Genomic DNA, 20247 nt, shown 5'->3' with positions numbered 1-20247 from the left:
TTGGAATTATTTTACCAGGCGGATGCCTGTATACTGCCATCTTAAATGTGGGTGAAAAAAATTTCTGTAGGTAATGCGCGAATGTTTGGCGGGAGTAGCTATCGATGCGCCACGCAATACCTTTTGGTTAACCATAAATTTACCGTTATACTCGCCTATGGCACCAGGTGCCTTGCTAAAACCAGGATAAGGGAGATAGGCACTCTCTGTCCACTCCCACCTTTCGCCCCAGTTAAAGTTTTTTGCCGCTACCTCCCATTCAAATTCGGTCGGTAGTCGCATACCTTTCCAGCTGGCAAAAGCATAAGCTTCGTAATAACTGATATGGCTTACCGGGGCGTTTAAATCAACTGGCAGGAGTCCGTCTAAAGTGTAATTAAACCATTTGCCATCAATTAAATGCCAGTACATGGGCGATGTAACCTGATTACTGTTTACCCAGTCCCAGCCCTCTGCGTGCCAGTAGTTAAAGTTTTTGTAACCTCCTGCGTTGATAAATTCTAAAAATTCGGCATTATTTACCAATGTTTTACTGATTGCAAAATCGTGGAGATAAACTTTATGCCGGTTTAGTTCATTATCAAAGCTGAAATCCTTTCCATTATAACCGATCTCGTAAACGCCTTCTTCGATATTGATAAAACCAGGTTCGATTTTACTGGTTAAAACCTCTTTTTTATCCTTTGAATAAACCGGAAACAGCGGATTGTTACCTAAAATATATTTAATATCAGTAAGCAAAAGTTCCTGGTGCTGCTGTTCGTGATTAAAGCCTAAAATTAACAGTTCTTTTACTTCATCCGCTAAAGGGGCTTTTAAAAAGTTAACCATAGCTTCATCAACATAAGCGCGGTATTGATAAATTTCGTTTACACTCGGCCGACTCAAGTTACCTCTATCAGTACGGATTACGCGATTACCAACGGTTTCATAATAGCTATTAAAAACGAAATTATAATCATCGTTATGTACCTGATAGTTAACAGAAAAGGGCTTTAATATAAAAGTTTCGAAAAACCAGGTGGTATGACCTAAGTGCCATTTGGGCGGGCTTACATCTGCAACGGGTTGCACCACATAATCTTCGGTTTGTAAGGGTTCACAAATCTGCTCGGAATATTTCCTAATCCTTAAGTATTCTTCTACCAGTTCCATTAATTTTTATCTAGGTAATTTTTAAGGTCTGAGATGCTATTAACATTCAGTTCTTTTGATTGTTTTTGCCGCATCATTAATGCATAAGAGTTATTAAATCCGATTGGTTTTAGCCACTTGATTTTAAATTTCTTTTCAAATTCGGTGCTCACATAATTATAGGTCTTCTCTTTATCGTGTGCCATTTCTTTCGCGATTTTCAGGTTGGGTTGTAATAAAACCAATAATCCTGTTCCGGTATATTCGGGATAAAAATCGATCTGATCGTTCGTCAATGCATCGAAGCAAATTTTTGTACCGCCCAACCCGGTTTTAGTAGCCACATCGTAATCTGTATTTCCCTTAATCAGCATGCTGTACATTTCGGCAAGGATATACTGTTCACCAAAAATTTTTGAGCCAATCCTTACCGTTCCATTATGCCCGTTTTTAGCTGCTTTGTATAAACCATTGCTGATCAGGAAATCTTTGGCTACCCGTTCCGGCTGCTGATGCAGGTAATCGGTCTTATAATTCAAATCGGTCATGATCGAATCTGTGATTTTCCCTGCGAGTAAATTGAGGGTTTTCTCCAGCTCAGGAAATTTATTTAAAGCATCCTCTCTAACAATTGGTGCAGCATAATACGGAGGAAAAATATGTTTGTCGTCATCTAAAATTTTCAGGTCAAAAGCTTTTAAACGGCCATCGGTTGAATAACCGCTGATTACATCCAGCTCTTTTGCAAAAGCTGCTTTATACATCACCGCATCGCTGATGACGATGGTGTGGATTTTTAAGCCGTAAGTAGATTTTAAACCCAGATCGCCATCCTGCCTGCCCATAAATTCGGGCGTAAATCCGGCAGTTAAGGTAGAGCCATAAGCGGTAGGTAAAGCATAGAAGCCACCCAATATGAGAATAACAACGGGAAAAACGTACAAAGCTTTCCTCAGCTTCTTAAAATCCATTTTTTGGATAAGGGAAAGCAGGGCATCTAATATGATGGCGAGTAAAGCAGCAGGAATTGCTCCGGCTAAAATCATATTGGTGTTGTTAAGCGAAATACCGCCAAAAATAAATTCACCCAATCCACCCGCAGCAATAAACGAAGCCAGCGTAGCTACACCAACGTTAATTACGGTTGCCGTACGTATACCGGCCAGAATAACAGGCATGGCGAGGGGTAATTCGACTTTTAGCAAAATCTGACTTTTGCTCATGCCCATAGCCCTGGCAGCTTCTTTAACATGCTGATCGATGCCTATAATGCCCGTGTAGGTATTGCGTATAATTGGCAACAGGGCATAAATAAGCAGGGCTACAATGGCCGGTTTAGCGCCAATCCCCAAAACAGGAATCATAAAACCCAGCAAGGCAATGCTTGGCACGGTTTGGAGCACACCTGCAATACCCAAAACGGTTCCCGAAAGTTTCCTTTTTCTGGCAATCAATATGCCCAATGGTAAGCCAATGGCGATAGCAAAAAGTAAAGAAATAAAGGTTAAACCCACATGTTGCAAGGTTTGACTGAGCAATTTATCAGATTGCCCGGCCATGAACTGCCATAAGGTTTGCTGTTGCTCATTCATGTACCTGTGCGTTTTGAAACTGGTTAAATCCTTTGGTCAGCTGTTCGAAATTGATCGTTTTATTTTCCTGATTAGAACAGGTAATACGTAAATCAGAATGGTTATTATTTCTTAATAATTCCATTGCTTCCCATACGCTTAAATCAGCAGAATGACTATCTCCATCTTTTAGTGATTCTTTAGGTAAATAAGCCCAAATATCCTGTATAACAACTACTTTAAACTCTAATGCAAGCCTTTGGCTGGCTAAAAAATTCCTGGCAAAATCATTTACCGGTTTATAAAGTAATTCTTTAGGTGTTCCTATCTGAACCACTTCTCCTTTATCCATTAAGCAAATCCTGTCGGCTAGCTCAAATGCCTCTTGTACATCATGTGTAACCATCACGATGGTTTTTCTTTTCAATTCTTCGAGCGCTTTAAATTCTTTCTGGATACTGGCGCGGGTAACATTATCCAAAGCACCAAAGGGCTCGTCCATCAACAGTACCGAAGGATCGGTAACCAAAGCACGGGCAAGGCCCACACGTTGTTGTTGCCCACCACTTAATTCATGTGGAAACATCGTCAGCGTACTTTCAGGAAGATGGAGCTTTTGGATCAGCTCCTCCGTACGGCTTTTGATTTTTTCTTTATCCCATTTTAAAAGTTTAGGCACGAGAGCAATATTTTCTGCAATGGTATAATGAGGAAAAAGCCCGATGTTCTGCATCACATAACCTATTCCTTTGCGCAGCATATCGGGATCCTGATCGATAACATTCTCACCATTGATCAAAACCTGTCCTTCGTCAGGCTCGATTAAGCGGTTAATCATTTTTAAGGTAGTGGTTTTGCCACAGCCACTGGTACCCAGCAATACCAGTGTTTCCTTTTCGGAAACTTTAAAAGATACCTGTTTTACGGCCCGGGTATCTCCGAAGTTTTTGCTTATGCCTTTTAATTCAATCATGTTTTATTTATGGATTTTCATAAAAAGGTTATTCAGCGATTCGGTATATGTGGGATGTGCAAAAACGCAATACCTGATCTGATCGTAGGTAATGCCCCCTTCCATAGCCATTTGGAGAACCGACATGATCTCACCGCCTTCAGAAGCCAAAATAGCAGCCCCTAGTATCTTTTTTGTATCAACATCCACTACGGCTTTCATCAAACCCAAAGTTTCGTTGGTTTCGATACCACGGGCAACATAAGCCATGGGCAGAACAGCAACTTCATAATTCAATTTCTGTTCTTTAGCTTCCTTTTCCGAAATACCTATCCTTCCTAACTGCGGATCGGTAAACATACAATATGGTACAGGCCGATCGTGTATGGAATAGTTTGTACCTTCAATCAGGTTGCGGTAAACAATGGTATAATCGTTATAAGCAATATGGGTAAATGCCGGACCACCTTTTACATCGCCCAGGGCATAAATTCCTTTGATATTGGTCTCGAGCTTTTCATTCACGAGGATATGACCTCTATCATCAAGTTTTACGCCACAGCTTTCGAGCCCCAAATCGGCAGTTTGCGGTATACGTCCGGCTGCAATGAGCAAATGACTTGCGATGATGTTTTTCTTTGTTTTGCCGGATTCTACTGCAATTTGAATTTGCTTTTTATCTCTGCTTATTTTACTAACCTTCACATCAGTGATGATTTCGATTTTTTCGTTGGTTAAAATTTCGGTCAGGGCTGAAGAAATATCCTGATCCTCTTTGGCAATTATGCCGGATGATTTTTCTAAAATGGTTATTTTACTTCCAAAACGGTTAAACATCTGCCCAAATTCCAGTCCGATATAATTCCCACCGATAACCACCAAATGCTCCGGAACAGCTTCTAGATCCAAAATGGTTGTCGATGTCAGGTAATCAATGGCATCAAGGCCTTCTATTTCGGGAATAGCTGTTTTCGCGCCGGTATTGATAAAAATCAGATCGGCTGTTATTTTCTCCTCGCCTCCATCATTAAGGGCAATGGTTAGTTCTTTTTCGCCACTAAATTTGGCTGTTCCAAAAATCAACTGAAGTCCTTTAGTATTATTGATCCCTTTTTCCGAAGATTCGCGAAACTGCTTTACAATATCATCCTTACGCTGTTTAATTTTTTTGAAATTAATTTTAACATCGCCGATGTCCACACCTAAATCTGATGCTTTTTTTGCCTGATAAACTGCTCTGGCCGAAGCAATCATTGCTTTTGTGGGTGTACAACCATCGTTAATGCAAGTGCCCCCAACTAATCGTTTTTCAACAATAGCGGTCTTTTTTCCTGCTTCAGCAAGCTTTTTGGCCAATGGCGTGCCTGCCTGCCCCGCTCCGATAATGATGGCGTCGTAATGTTTCATGGAAAGGATTTGTTTTGTTGTTACTAATAACCTGAATAAGCGGATCAATGTTTTACACAACATGATTTATTCTTTTGCAGATTATATTCTTAAAGTTCAACTAAAAAAGTTACAAACCATATCAAAAAAACAACGTTAGATAATTATAGACATTAAATTGACAAACATTAAAATTTGCCTCATGCATACTCAAGCCGCAGACAACACCAACCTTACCGTTTATATACAGGATGACCTTTCCATCGAAGATAAAAGAGAATTGGTTTTAACCAGTTTATTGGATGATTTAAATAGCCAGACGGAGTTTATTACACATGATCGTCATCTCGATTGAAGCGTAGCGAAATAGAGAGATCAGTCTCGAGATAGATTCTCGACTGCGTTGCACTCCGCTCGAAATGACGGCAATGCAAAGATAAAAAGCTCTATTTCCCAAATAATGAAATAATAGCAATTATGTCACGATTAATGAAACAGATAATTATTTACCCAACACATCATCTGATCAATAAACATTTCTAATTGATTTTTGCCCTGCTGCGCAGCATCGGCTCGCCGCCGCCGAAGGGCTCTTTCTTTTTGGCATCAAAAAGAAACAAAAAATGCCGGCTGAAAACTTTTCTTTGGAAGTCAGTGGGGTGGCTGGGTCAGTAGAATCCGAAAACTTTGTTAGGCCGGATTAAAAGTAGAACGGTGATATGGTGCTTTGGCCTAATTGGATGGAAATGCATTATTTCGTAACCAGCACATTAACAATAAGTTATCGAATAGTCAATAATAGCGGGGCCAATAGCAAAAATAGAAAAGGGCAAACAAATTCATGCTTACCCCTTAAATATAAATTAACGCTCCCACAAAGTAAAAATGCCCTTAAATCTGTACGTAACAAATCCCGCCAGAAAAGGCGCCCATGCATTAAAATTAATGCATAATCTGCTGTGCCCTACGGAGGTTATCTGTAGTCTGCAAAATTTTATCTTTTAGTTTTGGACTGTAACCAGGATGCGACTTTAAAAATTCCTGCACAACAGCATAAGCCTTTTCACTGTTATAACCTGAAAATACTGCAGCCAGCCACGATTGAGGAAAAAATATATCTCCTGTTTTTTGTATCTCGGTCAATAAATCCAGGCTCTCACCAAGGTATTTTGCCGATGTAGCCTGCCTGACCGGATGATGCAGATATGCAAGCGCAGTAGCTACCCAAGCCTCTTTCTGGCGGTTTTTACGATCTTTTAAGCTATTAAAAAAGTTATCACGTTCTTTTACATCCAATGATAGCGCAGGCATTAAATAAATCAGCCTGTTTTTACGGTCTTCATTTTTTGTCCGCGATAGTTGTTCTTTTAGAATGGTGTTTGTGGTATCCGTTTTGAGCGCTAAGGTTAAAGCCAGTGAGCTATAATCATCTTCAGAAAGTTTAATCCCTTCAGGAGCTGATTGTTTAAACCAGATCCCGTACATACGCTTAGCCGCATCTGCGCTTTGATAAATATTCTGATAGGCATTAAATAAAATCTTCTTATTATTGGCCTGTTTTTCTTCATCTAGAGCCTTCCAGATCGTTTTCTCCATTAAAACATTAATAGATTCACGTTTTTCTGCTTTGAGAAATGTCCAGTAAATATTGGTTATGTAGCCCGTAAGCAAACGGAGGTTCATTTCGTTTTTGTCTACCGTAATTCCCTTAAGTAGTACCACCAGCAGTTCGTAGGGTTTAAAACTTTTGCCCGAAAGCATGTTTTCATAACAATTAATATAGGCAGAAGCTCTTTCTAAAGGATCGGTAATATTGTAAACATCAGCAACCATAAGTTGGTCAATCGGGAAAAGACCATAACCTGCCCCATTCGCATTAAACAAAATGTATTGAGGCTTAGCGAGCCCCTTTGCCTCCGTAATAATGGTTTTAGCTGTTTTGGCATTTACTGTTAAAACCTTATTATAGATAGGATAAACCAGCTTTATAGTGAATGATTGTGGCCAAACCCTTTGTCCACCTGTTTCGCCCGTTTGATTAAGACTTAAATCGCTTATTTTATCGCCATCATATTTAATATCGTAACTAAAAATTGGCCTGCCTGGCTCATTTACCCAAACTTTATTCCAGCTATAGAGGTCGCTTTTGGTGTATTTGCTTAGAATCGTAATCAGATCGTTCCAGGTAGCATTGCTGTAGGCATATTTTTTAAGATACTCCCTGATGCCTTTCTGAAAATCCGCTTTGCCCATCAATAGTTCGAGCTGCCGCATCATAATCGGCGCTTTGTGATAAATGATATTGCCATACATAGAACCCGCTTCCTGGAGGTTATCCAATTGCTGACGGATGGGATTGGCGCCCAGGGTTCTGTCTACACCATAGGCAGCCGGATAATGGTCCTGCAGGAATTTAAGATCGAAAGTACTTTTACCCATCAGCTTTTCGGTTACTTTATCAGCCATAAAATTGGCAAACACCTCTTTCATCCAAACATCGTTAAACCATTTCATAGTTACCAGATCGCCAAACCACATGTGTGCAGTTTCGTGTGAGATGAGGTTTGAACGCGAAATAAACTGATCTTTTGTTGCGCCCTGATCTAAAAATAAAGCTGATGCTTTATATTGCACTTCGCCCGGATGCTCCATACCTCCAAACTGAAAATCGGGAACCCCTACGAAACCAACTTTCTGGAAAGGGAATTTTATCGCGGTCCAATCTTCCAAAAAATCGATGGCATCGCGGTGGGCTACAAAAACAGAATCGACACTAAGCTTAATTTTTGCAGAATCGGTTTCGCGGTGCAGAAATTCCATATTACGGTCTTTCATTTTCTTATTAATGAAAGTGTATCTTCCTGCAGTAAAAGAGAAGAGGTAAGTTGGCAGTTTATCCGAATTTTTAAAATGATAGGTGATGGTGTTAGCCTGCAGCAACGAATCTTTCTTAACCGCATTAGCCATTACTTTCCAATCAATTGGAACAGTTAGCGAAAGTAAAAAGTTAGCTTTTAAATCAGGTTGATCAAAACAGGGAAATACTGTTCGGGCATGATCAGGAACAAAAAGTGCGTAAAGAAAATCCTTATTCCTGTTCAGCGATTCGTTACCTGCAATAAAAGCTATTTCAATGTGGTTATTGCCCAACTTTAAATATTGCGGTTCAATAAGGATATGTTCATCTTTAAAACTGATGGCAGTAGCCTCTCCATTTACTGAAATTGTTTTCAGATGATCCGTATTTTGTTTAAAGTCTATCTGTAACTGATCTATTTTATTTAATTTAAAATCAATACTTTCTGTTGAATGAATTAAAGCTGTTTGTTCAGCAGGAATATTAAAATGAAGCTGATATTGAATGTTACTGATACTGGCGCTTCGCGAAGTTGCCAGGGCAAACGAAACACCCGGTTCAACGGCAATACTCTGCTTCACCTGTTGCGCAAAACCTGTTGAAATTAAAAGAGGTAAAAGAAGTAAATATTTTGTGATGTTCTTCATTGTTGTGGTTTATTATTCTCCGCTAATCATCTGTAAAATGGTACCGTAACTCATCCAAACCATGGTGATTACCACAGCTAAACCTGTTAATGTTAACCAGAGCGGTTGTTTGTAATTTGCAATAATTTTGGTCCGATAGGCGGCAATAAGCATAATTCCTAAAGCAATTGGCAGGATAAAACCATTAATAGCCCCAACGGTAAGTAATATTTTAACCGGTTTACCGATCAGGATAAAAATAATACATGATATGGATATAAAAGTAATAATAATCTCCCTGTTAAATTTCAAGATCAGCGGATGAAAGCTTTTGATAAAAGAAACAGAAGTATAGGCAGACCCCACAACAGATGATATACCTGCCGCCCAGATGACTACTCCAAATATTTTATAACCGATTTCGCCACTGGCCAGTTTAAATACCGATGCTGCAGGATTAGCCGGATCTAAAGTTAATCCTTTACTAATTACACCTAAAGCAGCGATAAACAGCAATAAACGCATAACAGAGGCTAAACCAATTGCACTTAAAGCGCCTTTGTTTACTGCTTTAAGGTTTTCTATACCAGTTTGCCGGGCATCTAACAATCGATGTGCCCCCGAAAAGGTAATGTAACCACCAACCGTACCGCCAACAATGGTTAAAACGGCCGTAAAACTAAACTGGGTAGGATTTATTGCACGCAAGGCAGCCTCTGCCAATGGCGGCGAAGTGGTATAGGCAATAATTAATGCCAATACTATTTTAATGAGCCCCATGGTTTTGGCAAAAACATCCATGGCCTTGCCGGCTTCTTTATAGATAAAAATCCCAATAGCCATAATGGCGCTGATTACTGCTCCCTGCCCAACACTGATGCCAAACAATACATTTAAGCCCAAACCAGCACCCGCAATGTTGCCGATATTAAAAGCCAAACCACCCAAAAAAACCAGAAAAGAAATAAAATAACCCAAACCGGGGAATACCTTATTGGCAATATCCTGTGCGGGTTTATCGGCAACGGCAATAATGCGCCAGATGTTGAGTTGCGCAATCGCATCCAGTATAATGGATAAAAGGATTACAAAGGCAAAGCTGGCTCCCAGTTGTTGGGTAAAAACAGCTGTTTGCGTTAAAAATCCCGGACCAATTGCCGATGAGGCCATTAAAAATGCTGCACCTAAAAGTACGCTCCAATTGTATTTTTGCTTCATCGTTTAGGAGCTGTTATAGAAATACCTTCTTTTTTCAATCTTTCAGAAATGAGTTTGGCAAATGCAACCGCATGTGCGCCATCGCCGTGCAGGCAAACGGTTTCTGCAACAACCGAAATCAGGTTGCCATTTGTACTTGTTACTTCCTGTTTCAAGGCAAAACCAAGCACCTGATTAACAGCATCTGCTTCATTACCGATTAAGGCATTACTTGCAGTACGGGGAGTGAGCGTGCCATCATCCTGATAACTACGGTCCGCAAAAACTTCTGATGCCGTTGTAATCCCCTTCTCCTTTGCTTCGCTAATCATTTTACTTCCTGCCAGTGCATATAAAATCAAGCCGGGATCAAAATCGTACACCGCCTGTACAATTGCTTTTGCCAACGCTGCATCTTTTGCTGCCATGTTATAAAGTGCTCCATGTGCTTTAACGTGGTTTAATTTACCACCGGCAGCTTTTACAAAAGCACTTAAAGCACCAATTTGATATAAAGTAAGCTGATAAGCTTCGCTTGCTGAGACTTTCATTTCCCTGCGACCAAAACCCTGTAAATCGGGCAAACCCGGATGTGCGCCAATGGCCACCCCTTTTTTTATGGCCAGCGCAACAGTTTGCTGCATTACCGCGGGATCGCCGGCGTGGAAACCACAGGCAATGTTTGCAGATGAAATATAATCCATCAGCAGATCATCATTGGGCATGGTATAATTGCCAAAAGCTTCGCCCATATCGCAGTTAAGGTCGATCATTTTCATTATCTAATATATTTAAGGCTTATCGCCGTGGTAATTAAAGCTAAATCGTGTTCTCTTTCAAGATAAAGTTCTTCTGCCTCATCTTGCGAAATTTCAGAAAAACGGATTTCATCGCCCGGCTTTAACTGGGCACATAAGGGTAAATCAACCGCAGCAATATGGGCAATACGTGGGTACCCCCCTGTGGTTTGACAATCGGCCATTAATATTACCAAATCGCCACTTCCCGTAACCTGTATTATTCCTGGTGTTACTGCGGTGCTGAGGAGTTCTCTTTTAACTTTCCGCATTAATGGCTTTCCTACTAAATGATAACCCATCCGGTTACTTCGCCTATCAACGTTATAACTTTTGGTTAAAAACGAAATGATTGAAGTGGCATCAAACCAGTTGATTTCATTAGCTAAAACCACACGCAGGGTTTGTCTGTTGTGCGGCAATAAACTTTCACGCGAAATGCGCCAGTTCGGAAAAATCAATTCATTTTTAATAAGCTGATCCTTTATGCCTGCCGAAACCAGGTTTAATTCATTACCATTTCCCAGAACATCTCCTTTCTGCAATGCCCTTCCTTTTAAACCACCAAAACCAGCGGTAAGATAAGTACTTTTACTTCCCATTACATTGGGTACACTCCAACCACCTGCAACAGCTAAATAAGTGCGCACACCAATCGGATTGGCAATCAGTTTTATAATCGAGCTGGCACAAAAGAACAATGGTTTTTCTGCAGGCATTAATTCCTCATTATAAACTAGAAAGGCCCCATCCCCTGAATAAGCAAGCAAAACATCGGTTTCTGCTTTAAAAGAAGCCCCGGCATAAGTAAACTCTATGGTTGCCAGATCATCATCATTACCCACGGCTTTATTGGCCAGGCGATGCGACAACTGATCCATGGCGCCAGCAACCGGAACCGCCTGCGAAAGGTACCCATACCTGCCTAAATCCTGCACGGTACTTAACAAACCAGGTTTCATGATGCTAATTTTCATTATACAGCATAATCATTAAATTCTTCAACCTTAATGGGCTTAAAAGTAACCCGGGCTCCTCCCCTTAATAATGAAGGTTGCGAACGGTTTACATCGAACAGTTTTAAAGGGGTACGCCCGATGATCTGCCAGCCGCCCGGTGTTTCTATCGGATAAATACCGGTTTGTGTACCTGCTATACCCACTGCGCCGGCAGGTATTTTGGAATCAGGAATGGCTTTACGTGGTGTGGCCAATACTCTATCCATACCACCCATATAGGCAAAGCCGGGTACAAAGCCGATCATAAATACCGTATAAAATCCCGAAGAATGTATTGTTATCACTTCGTTTTCTGTAATCCCATTGGTTAGTGCAACTGTTGCAATGTCGGGTCCATATATACCGCCATAGCAGACCGGGATAATTACATTATCTGTGATAACAGTTGATTGTTCTCTTTTTGCCGATCCAAGTTTTTTAAGATAATTACTTACTTTATCGTAGCAGGTTGTACCACTGAGACCAGATGTGGAAATGATTAAAGGATCATAAAAAACAGTTAAAGTACAATAAGCTGGTACAGCAGTTACTAATCCAGGAAAAGGCTTTTTAAATAAAAGCTGATTAAAACCTGTAATTAAGCTCAATAAATTTTCATTTATTACGGTTCCGAACTCTATAGTAAGCGATTGTTCACTTAATCCATAAATTTTAATGGGATAATCATCCGAAAAATATGTTTCCTGTTCAGCCATATTAGCAACCTGATAATATTTCAGTAAAAATCATGCTCTTTAATGGCATAAGAAAAATGTTTAGCCATAAAAATGATTATATATTATCAAAATCGCAAAGGTTTTGTAAAAATGGACAAGAACTAAAGTCTTTGCGTAATTATAATTCTTAAATTAAATGCTATAGATATCAACCTAAATATAAATTTTAATGGTTCATTAATTAAACAATAATCTCAAAAAATCAAATTTATTAAAACAAATAAAACTAAACAATATAAAATAAACATTTTTGTTTATTTTTGTATATATGGAAGCGTTATTAGAAAAATATAAAGGCATACACCCCGGGTTAATACTGGATCGTGAACTAAAAAAGAGAAACTTGAAAAAGGGACCATTTGCACTTTCATTGCCAGAATATCCACAAACAATTACAGCTATAATTAAGGGCAGACGCCTGCTTACTGCCGAAGTTTCGTTAAAAATCGACCGGGCTTTGGAGCTTGAGGAAGGAACAATGTACCTACTGCAAGCTTATTACAGTATTACTGAGGAGATAAAAAGAGAGCAGGCCATGTATCGACCAGATTTGAACCTTTTGCGTAAGTCTCTTTTTTGGGATACCGATATCGAAAAACTAGATTGGCAAAAACAATACAAAACGATTATTAAAAGAATTTTTGAGCGTGGGGATGACCAGGAAAAAAAAGCCATATCCGATTTTTATGGTAGCAAGAAAATCAAAGAAGTTACCGGACGTAGTAGCATCGTTGAAAATAGTTTACCCATTATGTAAAATAGTAAATCGCTTTTGATCATGCTATATTGGAAAACAGTCAATAATCAGCTAAAGGAATATCTTCTTATTTTAATGAAAGCAGGGGAACTGGCACAATTTCGTTTGGTTGGAGGTACCGCCCTAAGTTTACATATAGGACACCGGATATCGGTAGATATCGACCTATTTACAGATGCAACTTACAATTCTATAGATTTTGAAGTGATTGAAACTTTTCTAAAGAAAAATTTCTCTTACGTTTTTGGGAATTTTGGAGGAAGTCCGATTATGGGTAAATCTTATTTGATTGGCTCTGATAAGAATAATACGGTAAAACTAGACATCTACTATTCTATGGATCCCTTTTTCCAGGATGCCGTAATCATTGAAGGACTCAGGTTGGCCAGTATAGAAGAAATTATTGCAATGAAGATTGATGTGGTGCAAAGAGGAGGAAGAAAAAAAGATTTTTGGGATCTGCATCAATTACTTGACAGATATGATCTTGATACCATGATAGATCTTCATTTAAAACGTTTTGAGTGGACTCATAACAGGGAATTGATTCTACATAATATTACTGACTTTACAGGTGCTGATATGGATTTTGATCCATTGTGCTTAATGGCGAAGGAATGGATATTCATCAAGGAAGACTTCGAGGCTGCAAAAGCAGATATGTCAAACCTTCCAGGTGAAGAATAATTCTTAAGTCTGATTTGATTAAATAGCTTTATTACTCCAAAAATAATTCCTCACCTTGGAGTCACTATATTCAGGGTTTGTCTTTTTTATTAATTCTTTTTAACCATTATTAGCTAAATCTTCCTTATACCAACGTTTAAAGGATACTACTTTACGCTGACTAACCATAAATACCTTACGCGATGTTAATGGTTCTTTAAGAATAAGCTTTAACCGACGTGAATCACCTGGTTGATAACCTGCAATGATACTCTTATGAATAATATCTGATCTGTTAATTAAAAAATATTCTTCTTCCGGCAGCTCCTTTAAGGTTTGTTCTATCGTTTTGCTCCAAATAACAGATTCTCCACTTTTTAAAATGGCCACAAATCCGCGTTCCACTGGATAAATAGCCACAATATTTTCGTTGGCATCTGCAAAAGCTTTTGGTTTTTCCTTGTTTGGCGTCCTTGTTTTAAGCTGTAAGTTACGGTATTGTACCAGCCCTATGGCCAGATACAGGGTATTTAAAAATATGATAAAGCCTGAAACAACCGTAAAATCATAGCGAAAATATCCTGCACTGATAATATCGGTTCTCCTCATCCAAAAATATAGGGCCGCCATGGTGATAGCGACTAAAATTGTAGAAAATATTCCCCAAAGTATTTGATAGACTATCCTTTTACCAAGGCCATAAAACTGTGGAAACATGCGATCTAAATATTTGGTAATGGCTAAAATGTATTCGGCAATAATAACTGTAATTATAAAACTGCCCATTAATGCGGGGTAATAGTATGGCAGGCTTAATAATTCAAAAAGGCTCTCCGCCTCACCGTACGAAACCATAAAGTGAGCACAGAACAGGTAAAATAATACCCGATAATAAATTGGCGGATAGAGAATCCAATTATTATTTAAAACCATGGAGCGCATTTAATTATTGGTATAGATTTATCTGTAGAATTGATAAATTAATATCCCAATTATCAAACATACAGCAAAATACTATCCAAAAATACAGACGTGTATCATTCAGTTTAAAATTTGCTATCGTTCAAATACAAAAAGTACGCACACAGCACTATCTCCAAAAGATCAAGAGTAAGTTTGTTTATCGGCCAGTTAAGGCCATCAAACAACTTAACGTCTTATCCAATGGAAAAATTCAATTTCTCAAACGAGGGTTTTCAAAACCTGCAAAAGTACTCCTATCAGAAAACAGATCAATCTCTGGAAATAGAAGTGAAATCCATTTCAGAGAACTTCATAAAATGGATTACTGAAAAATTCATTCTAAGTGATGAACAACTATTTTTCCTACACTCTCAAAACCCAAAAATGATCAGGTTTTTAGCTGCTCAAACTCAAATAGCAGTCGGCAATCGTTTGCCCATTACCTTAATTAAACCAGCAACAAAGCCACAAAGCCAACAGCTTGATAGTAAACTTATCCGTCCTGAAAGTAATTTCACAACCATATTTCATGGCAATGGCAAAATGGAAATCAGCGGGAGCCTGATCATATATATTTTTTACTCAACAAAAAACTATCCGGATTTTAAATCAAACGCTTCTCAAAAATATAATCAACAATACCTTAACCAACTTTTTTAGCTGTTTTTTCAAATGCAATAAAACAGTTCAGATTATGAAAAGTAGAAAATTAATGTTAAGCCTTGTAGCCCTGGTTGGGTTCGGCTCGTTCGTTACTTTGAATGCATTCAAGAATGTTTCCAAAACTCCTACTGTATACCAGTACCTGAGCAGTTCCTCCGATGAAGAAGATTTACACAATATTAATAACTGGGAAGAAGTTGATGGTTCGACACCAGGTTGTGGCACTTCAGGAAATTTAGTATGCCGTTATAGTTTTGAAGGAAACATAAGCGAATTCGAAGAGTTTATAGAAGATAAAACTCCAGTATTTTTGACTGATAATGCGTTAACGAAAAAACCATAACATAAAAAGCGGGGAAAATTTCCCCGCTTTTTATGTTATCTAGGATTCTGTTCTATATCTGTTATGTTAATAATATCTTCAGGTATAGATAAGGCATAGCGTAACTCATTTGGTTTTAACACGCTGTTACCACTATTCATATTTCTGCTCAGGGTAATGTTGGCTCCCATTTGATTTAGCCGTTTTATATCCATCCAACGTAAACCCCGCATCATTAATTCTTTTCTGCGTTCTTCTAAAACCCAGTTAATCACCGTTTCCTGCTTATTACTTTGATAAGGAATATAAGTTATTGCTTTATTCCATCTTTTTCTTAACAGTTGGTTAAGATCGGCCAGTGCTTCATTTAACTTACCTGCCCTCGCGTAACCTTCGGCACGGTTTAAATACATTTCATCTACTGCTGTTCCGCAAAACAAGTTAAGGTCACCATTATAACTTCCTTTAAAGGCCCAGGTATTGTTACCATTGTTTTTAAAAAATACTGTTTTTCTTAAATCGCCTGTTTTGTATTGTGTGTAAAGCTCGTTGGGTATTTTAGCCACACTGGGTTTCAGCGGATCGGGCGTGGTCATCATTAAACTCACCAATACCTCAACATTAAATATCGGTACAGGGTTTTCGGCATTGGCATTTAAGCTATTATAGTCTAAAAGCTGGTTATTTAACTGCAGGGCCGAATCGGCATACAGTGTGGCTTCGGCATATTTATTCATTGCCAAATAAGCCCGCGATAGCATGCCATAGGCGGCTATTTTACCTGGGCGCATTACATGTACCTGTTTAACTTTTAATAAAGCAGCGGCCTGTTTTAAATCAGCAATTAATTGTGCGTAAGTATCAGCAAGGTTCGATCTTACCGATGGCACATTAAAATCGGTGCTCTTTCTGATGGGTAATCCTAATTGTTGCCTGGCCGTATTTTCATCATAAGCCTGGCAAAATATTGCAGAGGCCGCGAGCATGCCTGCTCCTTTAAAAAAATAAGCCTGCCCTTTTATATTATCGTAATCGATATTATTTATACCATTACGTGTAATGTTGGGCAGTGTTTCCAATACCGAGTTTCCGTAATATACCGGCAAATAAGAATAATACCAATCGTTAGCATCACCCTGAAAATATTTGCCTGTTTCCCAATTATACAACTTACGGTAATTATCTTTAACCAATGCTGCTAAATCCACATCAGTAAGGTAATAATCATTTGAGGATACTTCGCCCATACTGGGCCATACATAATTGAGCCTTACTTCATCATCAAGTATCGATTGTAGGTTTTCTAAGGTTTCAAGCGTGGCCAATTTCGAATTTGGTTTTGCATCGAGGTACTTTTTACAGCCATTTAAGCTATAAACCAGCACAATGGCAAATAAATAATAAAATATTTTTTTCATGGTTTTAATTTTAAAATGTTGCGCGTAAGCCTAAACTGAAAAATTTTGACGGTGGGATGGTTGAGGTGGTATAATCAGGATCTAACCCCTTTTTATTTGCACGCCAGATAATGCCCAGATTAGAAGCATTTGCCTGTAATTGAACTGACTTAAATGGTAATCGCTTTATCTTTTCTTTATTTAACTGGTAAGTTATTGCCAGGTAGGCAATTCGTACATGATCACCTTTTTCTATTAATTGTTCGCTAGCAGAATAAAAACTTTCTCTGCTACTCACCACAGGGTATGGCATTGAGGGTACATCGGTAAAATTTTCGTCGCCAGGTTTTTGCCAGCGTAATGCATAATCGGCATGGCTGGTACCTGCACTGAAAAGCTTATTATAATCAATACTTGCCCGCCTAAAACAATAACCAAATTTATAATTCAGCCTTAGGGTTAAACTTAAAGCACCATAACTAAAGGTGTTACCCAGGTTCCCGTAAACGGTTGGAAATATTGGTCCATCATAAGATAAATCACTAAGTTTGGTGCCCGCCCCAACAATAGCATTATAATTACTAGAAACAGCACCATTTAAATAGCCCTGCGGGTTACCATTTTGCGGATCGAGGCTTGCCCACCTGTAACTGAACATTGCAAAAACAGGATACCCTTTGGCATTTACGATAGAAGTACCGCCATTTATGTACGAACTGCCATTGCTGCCTGATTTATAAACCTCTAAAACTTTATCACGGTATAGGCTAAAGTTAACATCACTGATCCAGCTAAATTTCCCGGTGATGTTTTTGCTTTGTAACAAAACATCCAGCCCTTTGGCCTGCATAGCACTTGTATTTTTAAAAAGGATCGTCGTCGGGACAGCTGTATAATCAACCTGGCTCGATCCATACAGATCTTTTGCATGCTTTTTATATACTTCAATACTTCCCGACAGCCTGTTATTAAGTACAGAAAAATCTAACCCCACATTAAAAGTGCCCACCTGTTCCCAGCGCAGATCGGGATTAACAAACTGATCAAACCTTGATTCAACCGTTCCGGTAAATGGAGAAATGGCACTACCAATTATGGTTGTAATGGCTACTTTCGACTGGTCTACGTTTCCGCTGTAGCCATAGCTTCCCCTTAATTTTAACTCCTGTAACCAGTTTACTTTAAAAAAGCTTTCATTTGTAATGTTCCAGGCAAAGCCTGCAGACCATAATGGCTTCCATTTATCATTCGCATTAAGCCCAAATAGGTTCGAGGCATCTTTCCGGGCACTGGCTGATAGTGTATAGCGTTGCTTATAAGTATAAGCAGCATTGCCGTAAAAGGAAACAAAGCGGTTAAGTCGCAATTGCCTATCGGTTGGCCCTTTGTCGATATAATTTAATACTCCCGTTACATAATTTGGATAGGTATTTGTTAAATCCGGATAGCTGAAAGTGGTATTTTCATCATTATAACCAAACAACCTGCTTCCCCAACTTTTCGTTTTGTTCTCATTCAGCTCTGCACCAGTAATGATATTGATCTCGTGCGCACCAAAATTCCTGCTATATGCCAGTTGTCCGCGTAAATTTTGCGATTGCAGCAAATTTTCAGTTTCATCTAAAAGTCCGCCCTTTGGCACCCTGTAGGTTGCCACCCCCGTATTGCTTACCTGTGTAAATAAATTTACCAGATTCCGGGCCGTAAAGCTGTTTGCTCCAAAAAGGCTGCGTGCATAAAACTGCTGAAACTCATATTGATATTTAACACTGGCTTTAAAACCTTTAAATACCGTTACATTTAAGCCAAAATTGCTTACGATATCCCTGGTGGTTTGTCCGATATCATTTTCAAGGTAATCGGTTAATGGATAGTATTTCCAATCAGCAAGCAGATTATAATTTAAACCGCTAAGATAGGATAGGCTGTAATTTTTAGCTATGGGCAGCGCATTTCCATTGGCATCTGCCAGGCTCAGATAAGGATAAATGATATTCAAATTATTGTCTAAATCGTTGTAACCGGCCTTACCATTGCCACTTTTTGATTGAGTTAAACGCAGACCAATATCCATCGTAAGCCAGGGATATAACCGAATAATATTGTAACTATTTAAATTTAACCTATTGCTTTGGGCTTCCAGATTTGAAGTATTGGCATCGTAGCCTGCGCTAAAAGTCCAGTCTGTAACCTTGCCACCCGTCCTGAGCGATAATGCAAACTGCCTGGCCATGGCATTTTGGTAATTGGTTTGAAGGATATTGCGGCGCGTATCCTGTTCAGCCAGCTTCGCCAAAGCATCCTGAAGGGCCTGATTGCTTAATGTTCCTTTTTTGTTCGCGATCAACAATTCTACAACGGGCGATAGCGGGGGTTTTGAGCTTGAGTTGATCCTCGAATTGTAATAGCCTTTATCATACAAAAATTGCTCTACACCAATATAATCAGGAACAGACATCTGGCTCAGGTAATATAAATCGGGTTTTGGCGTAATGCTGAAGTTTCCTGTAAAATCAATATTCAATGCCTGGCCTGCCTTTGCTTTTTTTGTAGTGATTACAATTACACCGTTACCTGCACGGCTCCCCCATATCGAACTGGCAGATGCATCTTTTAAAATGGTTATACTTTCTACATCATTGGGGTTGATATTATTTAAGTCACCCTGGTAAGGAAAATTATCAAGTATCACAAGCGGCTGGCCCGGACCGGTTATAGTACTTAATCCCCGAACCATTAATTTACCATTAGTACCAGAACGGTGGTTAACAGAAACGCCATTGGCTACAGCCTCTAACCGGCTTAACACATCAGTACTAAACTGTTCGTTCAGTTTTTTGGCATTAATACTTACAAAAGAACCTGTCGACCGCTCTTTGGGCAAGTCCTGATAACCCGTATGCACCACCACTTCCTGAAGTTCGTTCGTCAGTGGTTGCAAATAAAAATCAACACTCAAATCTCTGGTTATTTTAAAGCTTTTCTTTTGCTTTCCGTAACCAACATGACTGAAGTAAACATCATAATTACCGGATGGAAGATTAAACTGAAAATTACCGGCCAAATCACTTTGCATACTATAATTACCAGGTAAAACATGGATGCTAACTCCCGATACACCAGTGCTATCTGTAGTATTTAAAATCCGGCCCTTTAACAGGTATTGTGCATAGCTAATATTGAATGATAAAATAAAAAATAAGTTTGTTAGTAGTTTTTTCATT

General features: G+C 39.0%; 17 protein-coding genes. 5 read left to right on the top strand and 12 right to left on the bottom strand.

Translation table 11 applies throughout. The features are described 5' to 3' along the window. Positions 1-6: 6 nt before the first annotated feature. From egtB to DRW42_RS10475, 4 genes are read right to left on the bottom strand one after another with little or no spacing between them, the layout of a single operon-like run. Positions 7-1155 carry an ergothioneine biosynthesis protein EgtB gene (gene egtB / locus DRW42_RS10490; protein WP_113948782.1) on the bottom strand — a complete coding sequence of 383 codons (1149 nt, stop codon included), beginning with the start codon at positions 1153-1155 and terminating at the stop codon, positions 7-9. Further along, a complete protein-coding gene (locus DRW42_RS10485; protein WP_113948781.1) occupies positions 1155-2726 on the bottom strand; it encodes an ABC transporter permease/substrate-binding protein in 1572 nt (523 codons plus the stop codon). The genes egtB and DRW42_RS10485 overlap by 1 nt, the downstream gene beginning before the upstream one ends. Beyond that, entirely contained in the window at positions 2719-3678 is a 960-nt protein-coding gene (locus DRW42_RS10480; RefSeq protein ID WP_113948780.1) for an ABC transporter ATP-binding protein, read from the bottom strand. The genes DRW42_RS10485 and DRW42_RS10480 overlap by 8 nt, the downstream gene beginning before the upstream one ends. A 3-nt stretch (positions 3679-3681) precedes the next feature. Then, the gene (locus DRW42_RS10475; protein WP_113948972.1) at positions 3682-5064 is read right to left on the bottom strand and encodes a mercuric reductase; all 1383 of its coding nucleotides are present in this window, start codon (positions 5062-5064) and stop codon (positions 3682-3684) included. A 181-nt stretch (positions 5065-5245) separates the two neighbouring features. Between DRW42_RS10475 and DRW42_RS28750 the strand changes: the two genes are divergently transcribed. Beyond that, the gene (locus DRW42_RS28750; protein WP_158544322.1) at positions 5246-5398 is read left to right on the top strand and encodes a hypothetical protein; all 153 of its coding nucleotides are present in this window, start codon (positions 5246-5248) and stop codon (positions 5396-5398) included. Between the two features lie 587 nt (positions 5399-5985). Here DRW42_RS28750 and DRW42_RS10470 read toward each other — a convergent pair. Genes DRW42_RS10470 through pxpB form a run of 5 tightly spaced genes read right to left on the bottom strand, consistent with a single transcriptional unit; the run spans position 5986 to position 12234 of the window. Beyond that, the gene (locus DRW42_RS10470) at positions 5986-8547 is read right to left on the bottom strand and encodes a M1 family aminopeptidase (protein WP_113948779.1); all 2562 of its coding nucleotides are present in this window, start codon (positions 8545-8547) and stop codon (positions 5986-5988) included. Between the two features lie 12 nt (positions 8548-8559). Then, positions 8560-9744: an NRAMP family divalent metal transporter gene (locus DRW42_RS10465; protein ID WP_113948778.1), complete on the bottom strand. Its 1185-nt coding sequence runs from the start codon at positions 9742-9744 to the stop codon at positions 8560-8562. Further along, positions 9741-10502, bottom strand: a complete 762-nt coding sequence (locus DRW42_RS10460) for a 5-oxoprolinase subunit PxpA (RefSeq protein ID WP_113948777.1) — start codon at positions 10500-10502, stop codon at positions 9741-9743. The genes DRW42_RS10465 and DRW42_RS10460 overlap by 4 nt, the downstream gene beginning before the upstream one ends. Further along, on the bottom strand, positions 10502-11497 hold the full coding sequence (locus DRW42_RS10455) for a 5-oxoprolinase subunit C family protein (protein ID WP_113948776.1): 996 nt from the start codon (positions 11495-11497) through the stop codon (positions 10502-10504). Before DRW42_RS10455 ends, DRW42_RS10460 begins: the two co-directional genes overlap by 1 nt. Further along, entirely contained in the window at positions 11497-12234 is a 738-nt protein-coding gene (gene pxpB / locus DRW42_RS10450; protein ID WP_113948775.1) for a 5-oxoprolinase subunit PxpB, read from the bottom strand. Before pxpB ends, DRW42_RS10455 begins: the two co-directional genes overlap by 1 nt. Before the next feature lie 289 nt (positions 12235-12523). On the opposite strand from pxpB, the gene DRW42_RS10445 reads away from it, so the two are divergent. Both DRW42_RS10445 and DRW42_RS10440 read left to right on the top strand, forming a co-directional pair. Then, positions 12524-13012, top strand: a complete 489-nt coding sequence (locus DRW42_RS10445) for a helix-turn-helix transcriptional regulator (protein ID WP_113948774.1) — start codon at positions 12524-12526, stop codon at positions 13010-13012. Between the two features lie 75 nt (positions 13013-13087). Continuing rightward, a complete protein-coding gene (locus DRW42_RS10440; RefSeq protein WP_244215241.1) occupies positions 13088-13699 on the top strand; it encodes a nucleotidyl transferase AbiEii/AbiGii toxin family protein in 612 nt (203 codons plus the stop codon). 99 nt (positions 13700-13798) lie between these two features. Here DRW42_RS10440 and DRW42_RS10435 read toward each other — a convergent pair whose 3' ends face one another. Beyond that, positions 13799-14395, bottom strand: coding sequence for a LytTR family transcriptional regulator DNA-binding domain-containing protein (locus tag DRW42_RS10435; RefSeq protein WP_158544321.1), 597 nt, complete (start codon positions 14393-14395; stop codon positions 13799-13801). A gap of 447 nt (positions 14396-14842) precedes the next feature. Here DRW42_RS10435 and DRW42_RS10430 point away from each other — a divergent pair, with 447 nt between their 5' ends. Both DRW42_RS10430 and DRW42_RS10425 read left to right on the top strand, forming a co-directional pair. Continuing rightward, positions 14843-15301, top strand: a complete 459-nt coding sequence (locus tag DRW42_RS10430) for a hypothetical protein (protein ID WP_113948771.1) — start codon at positions 14843-14845, stop codon at positions 15299-15301. 34 nt (positions 15302-15335) lie between these two features. Next, complete coding sequence (locus DRW42_RS10425; protein ID WP_113948770.1) at positions 15336-15647, top strand: hypothetical protein; 312 nt, start codon at positions 15336-15338, stop codon at positions 15645-15647. A 35-nt stretch (positions 15648-15682) separates the two neighbouring features. Here the strand turns inward: DRW42_RS10425 and DRW42_RS10420 are convergent, their stop codons facing one another. Together DRW42_RS10420 and DRW42_RS10415 are read right to left on the bottom strand one after the other, a co-directional pair. Then, positions 15683-17044: a RagB/SusD family nutrient uptake outer membrane protein gene (locus DRW42_RS10420; protein ID WP_113948769.1), complete on the bottom strand. Its 1362-nt coding sequence runs from the start codon at positions 17042-17044 to the stop codon at positions 15683-15685. A 10-nt stretch (positions 17045-17054) separates the two neighbouring features. Further along, positions 17055-20246: a SusC/RagA family TonB-linked outer membrane protein gene (locus DRW42_RS10415; RefSeq protein ID WP_113948768.1), complete on the bottom strand. Its 3192-nt coding sequence runs from the start codon at positions 20244-20246 to the stop codon at positions 17055-17057. Position 20247: the final 1 nt, after the last annotated feature.

This window comes from Pedobacter miscanthi, from assembly GCF_003315595.1.
Classification (GTDB): domain Bacteria; phylum Bacteroidota; class Bacteroidia; order Sphingobacteriales; family Sphingobacteriaceae; genus Pedobacter; species Pedobacter miscanthi.
The sequence above is the reverse complement of the archived record's forward strand: the minus strand, read 5'-3'. Positions and strand labels throughout refer to the sequence as shown.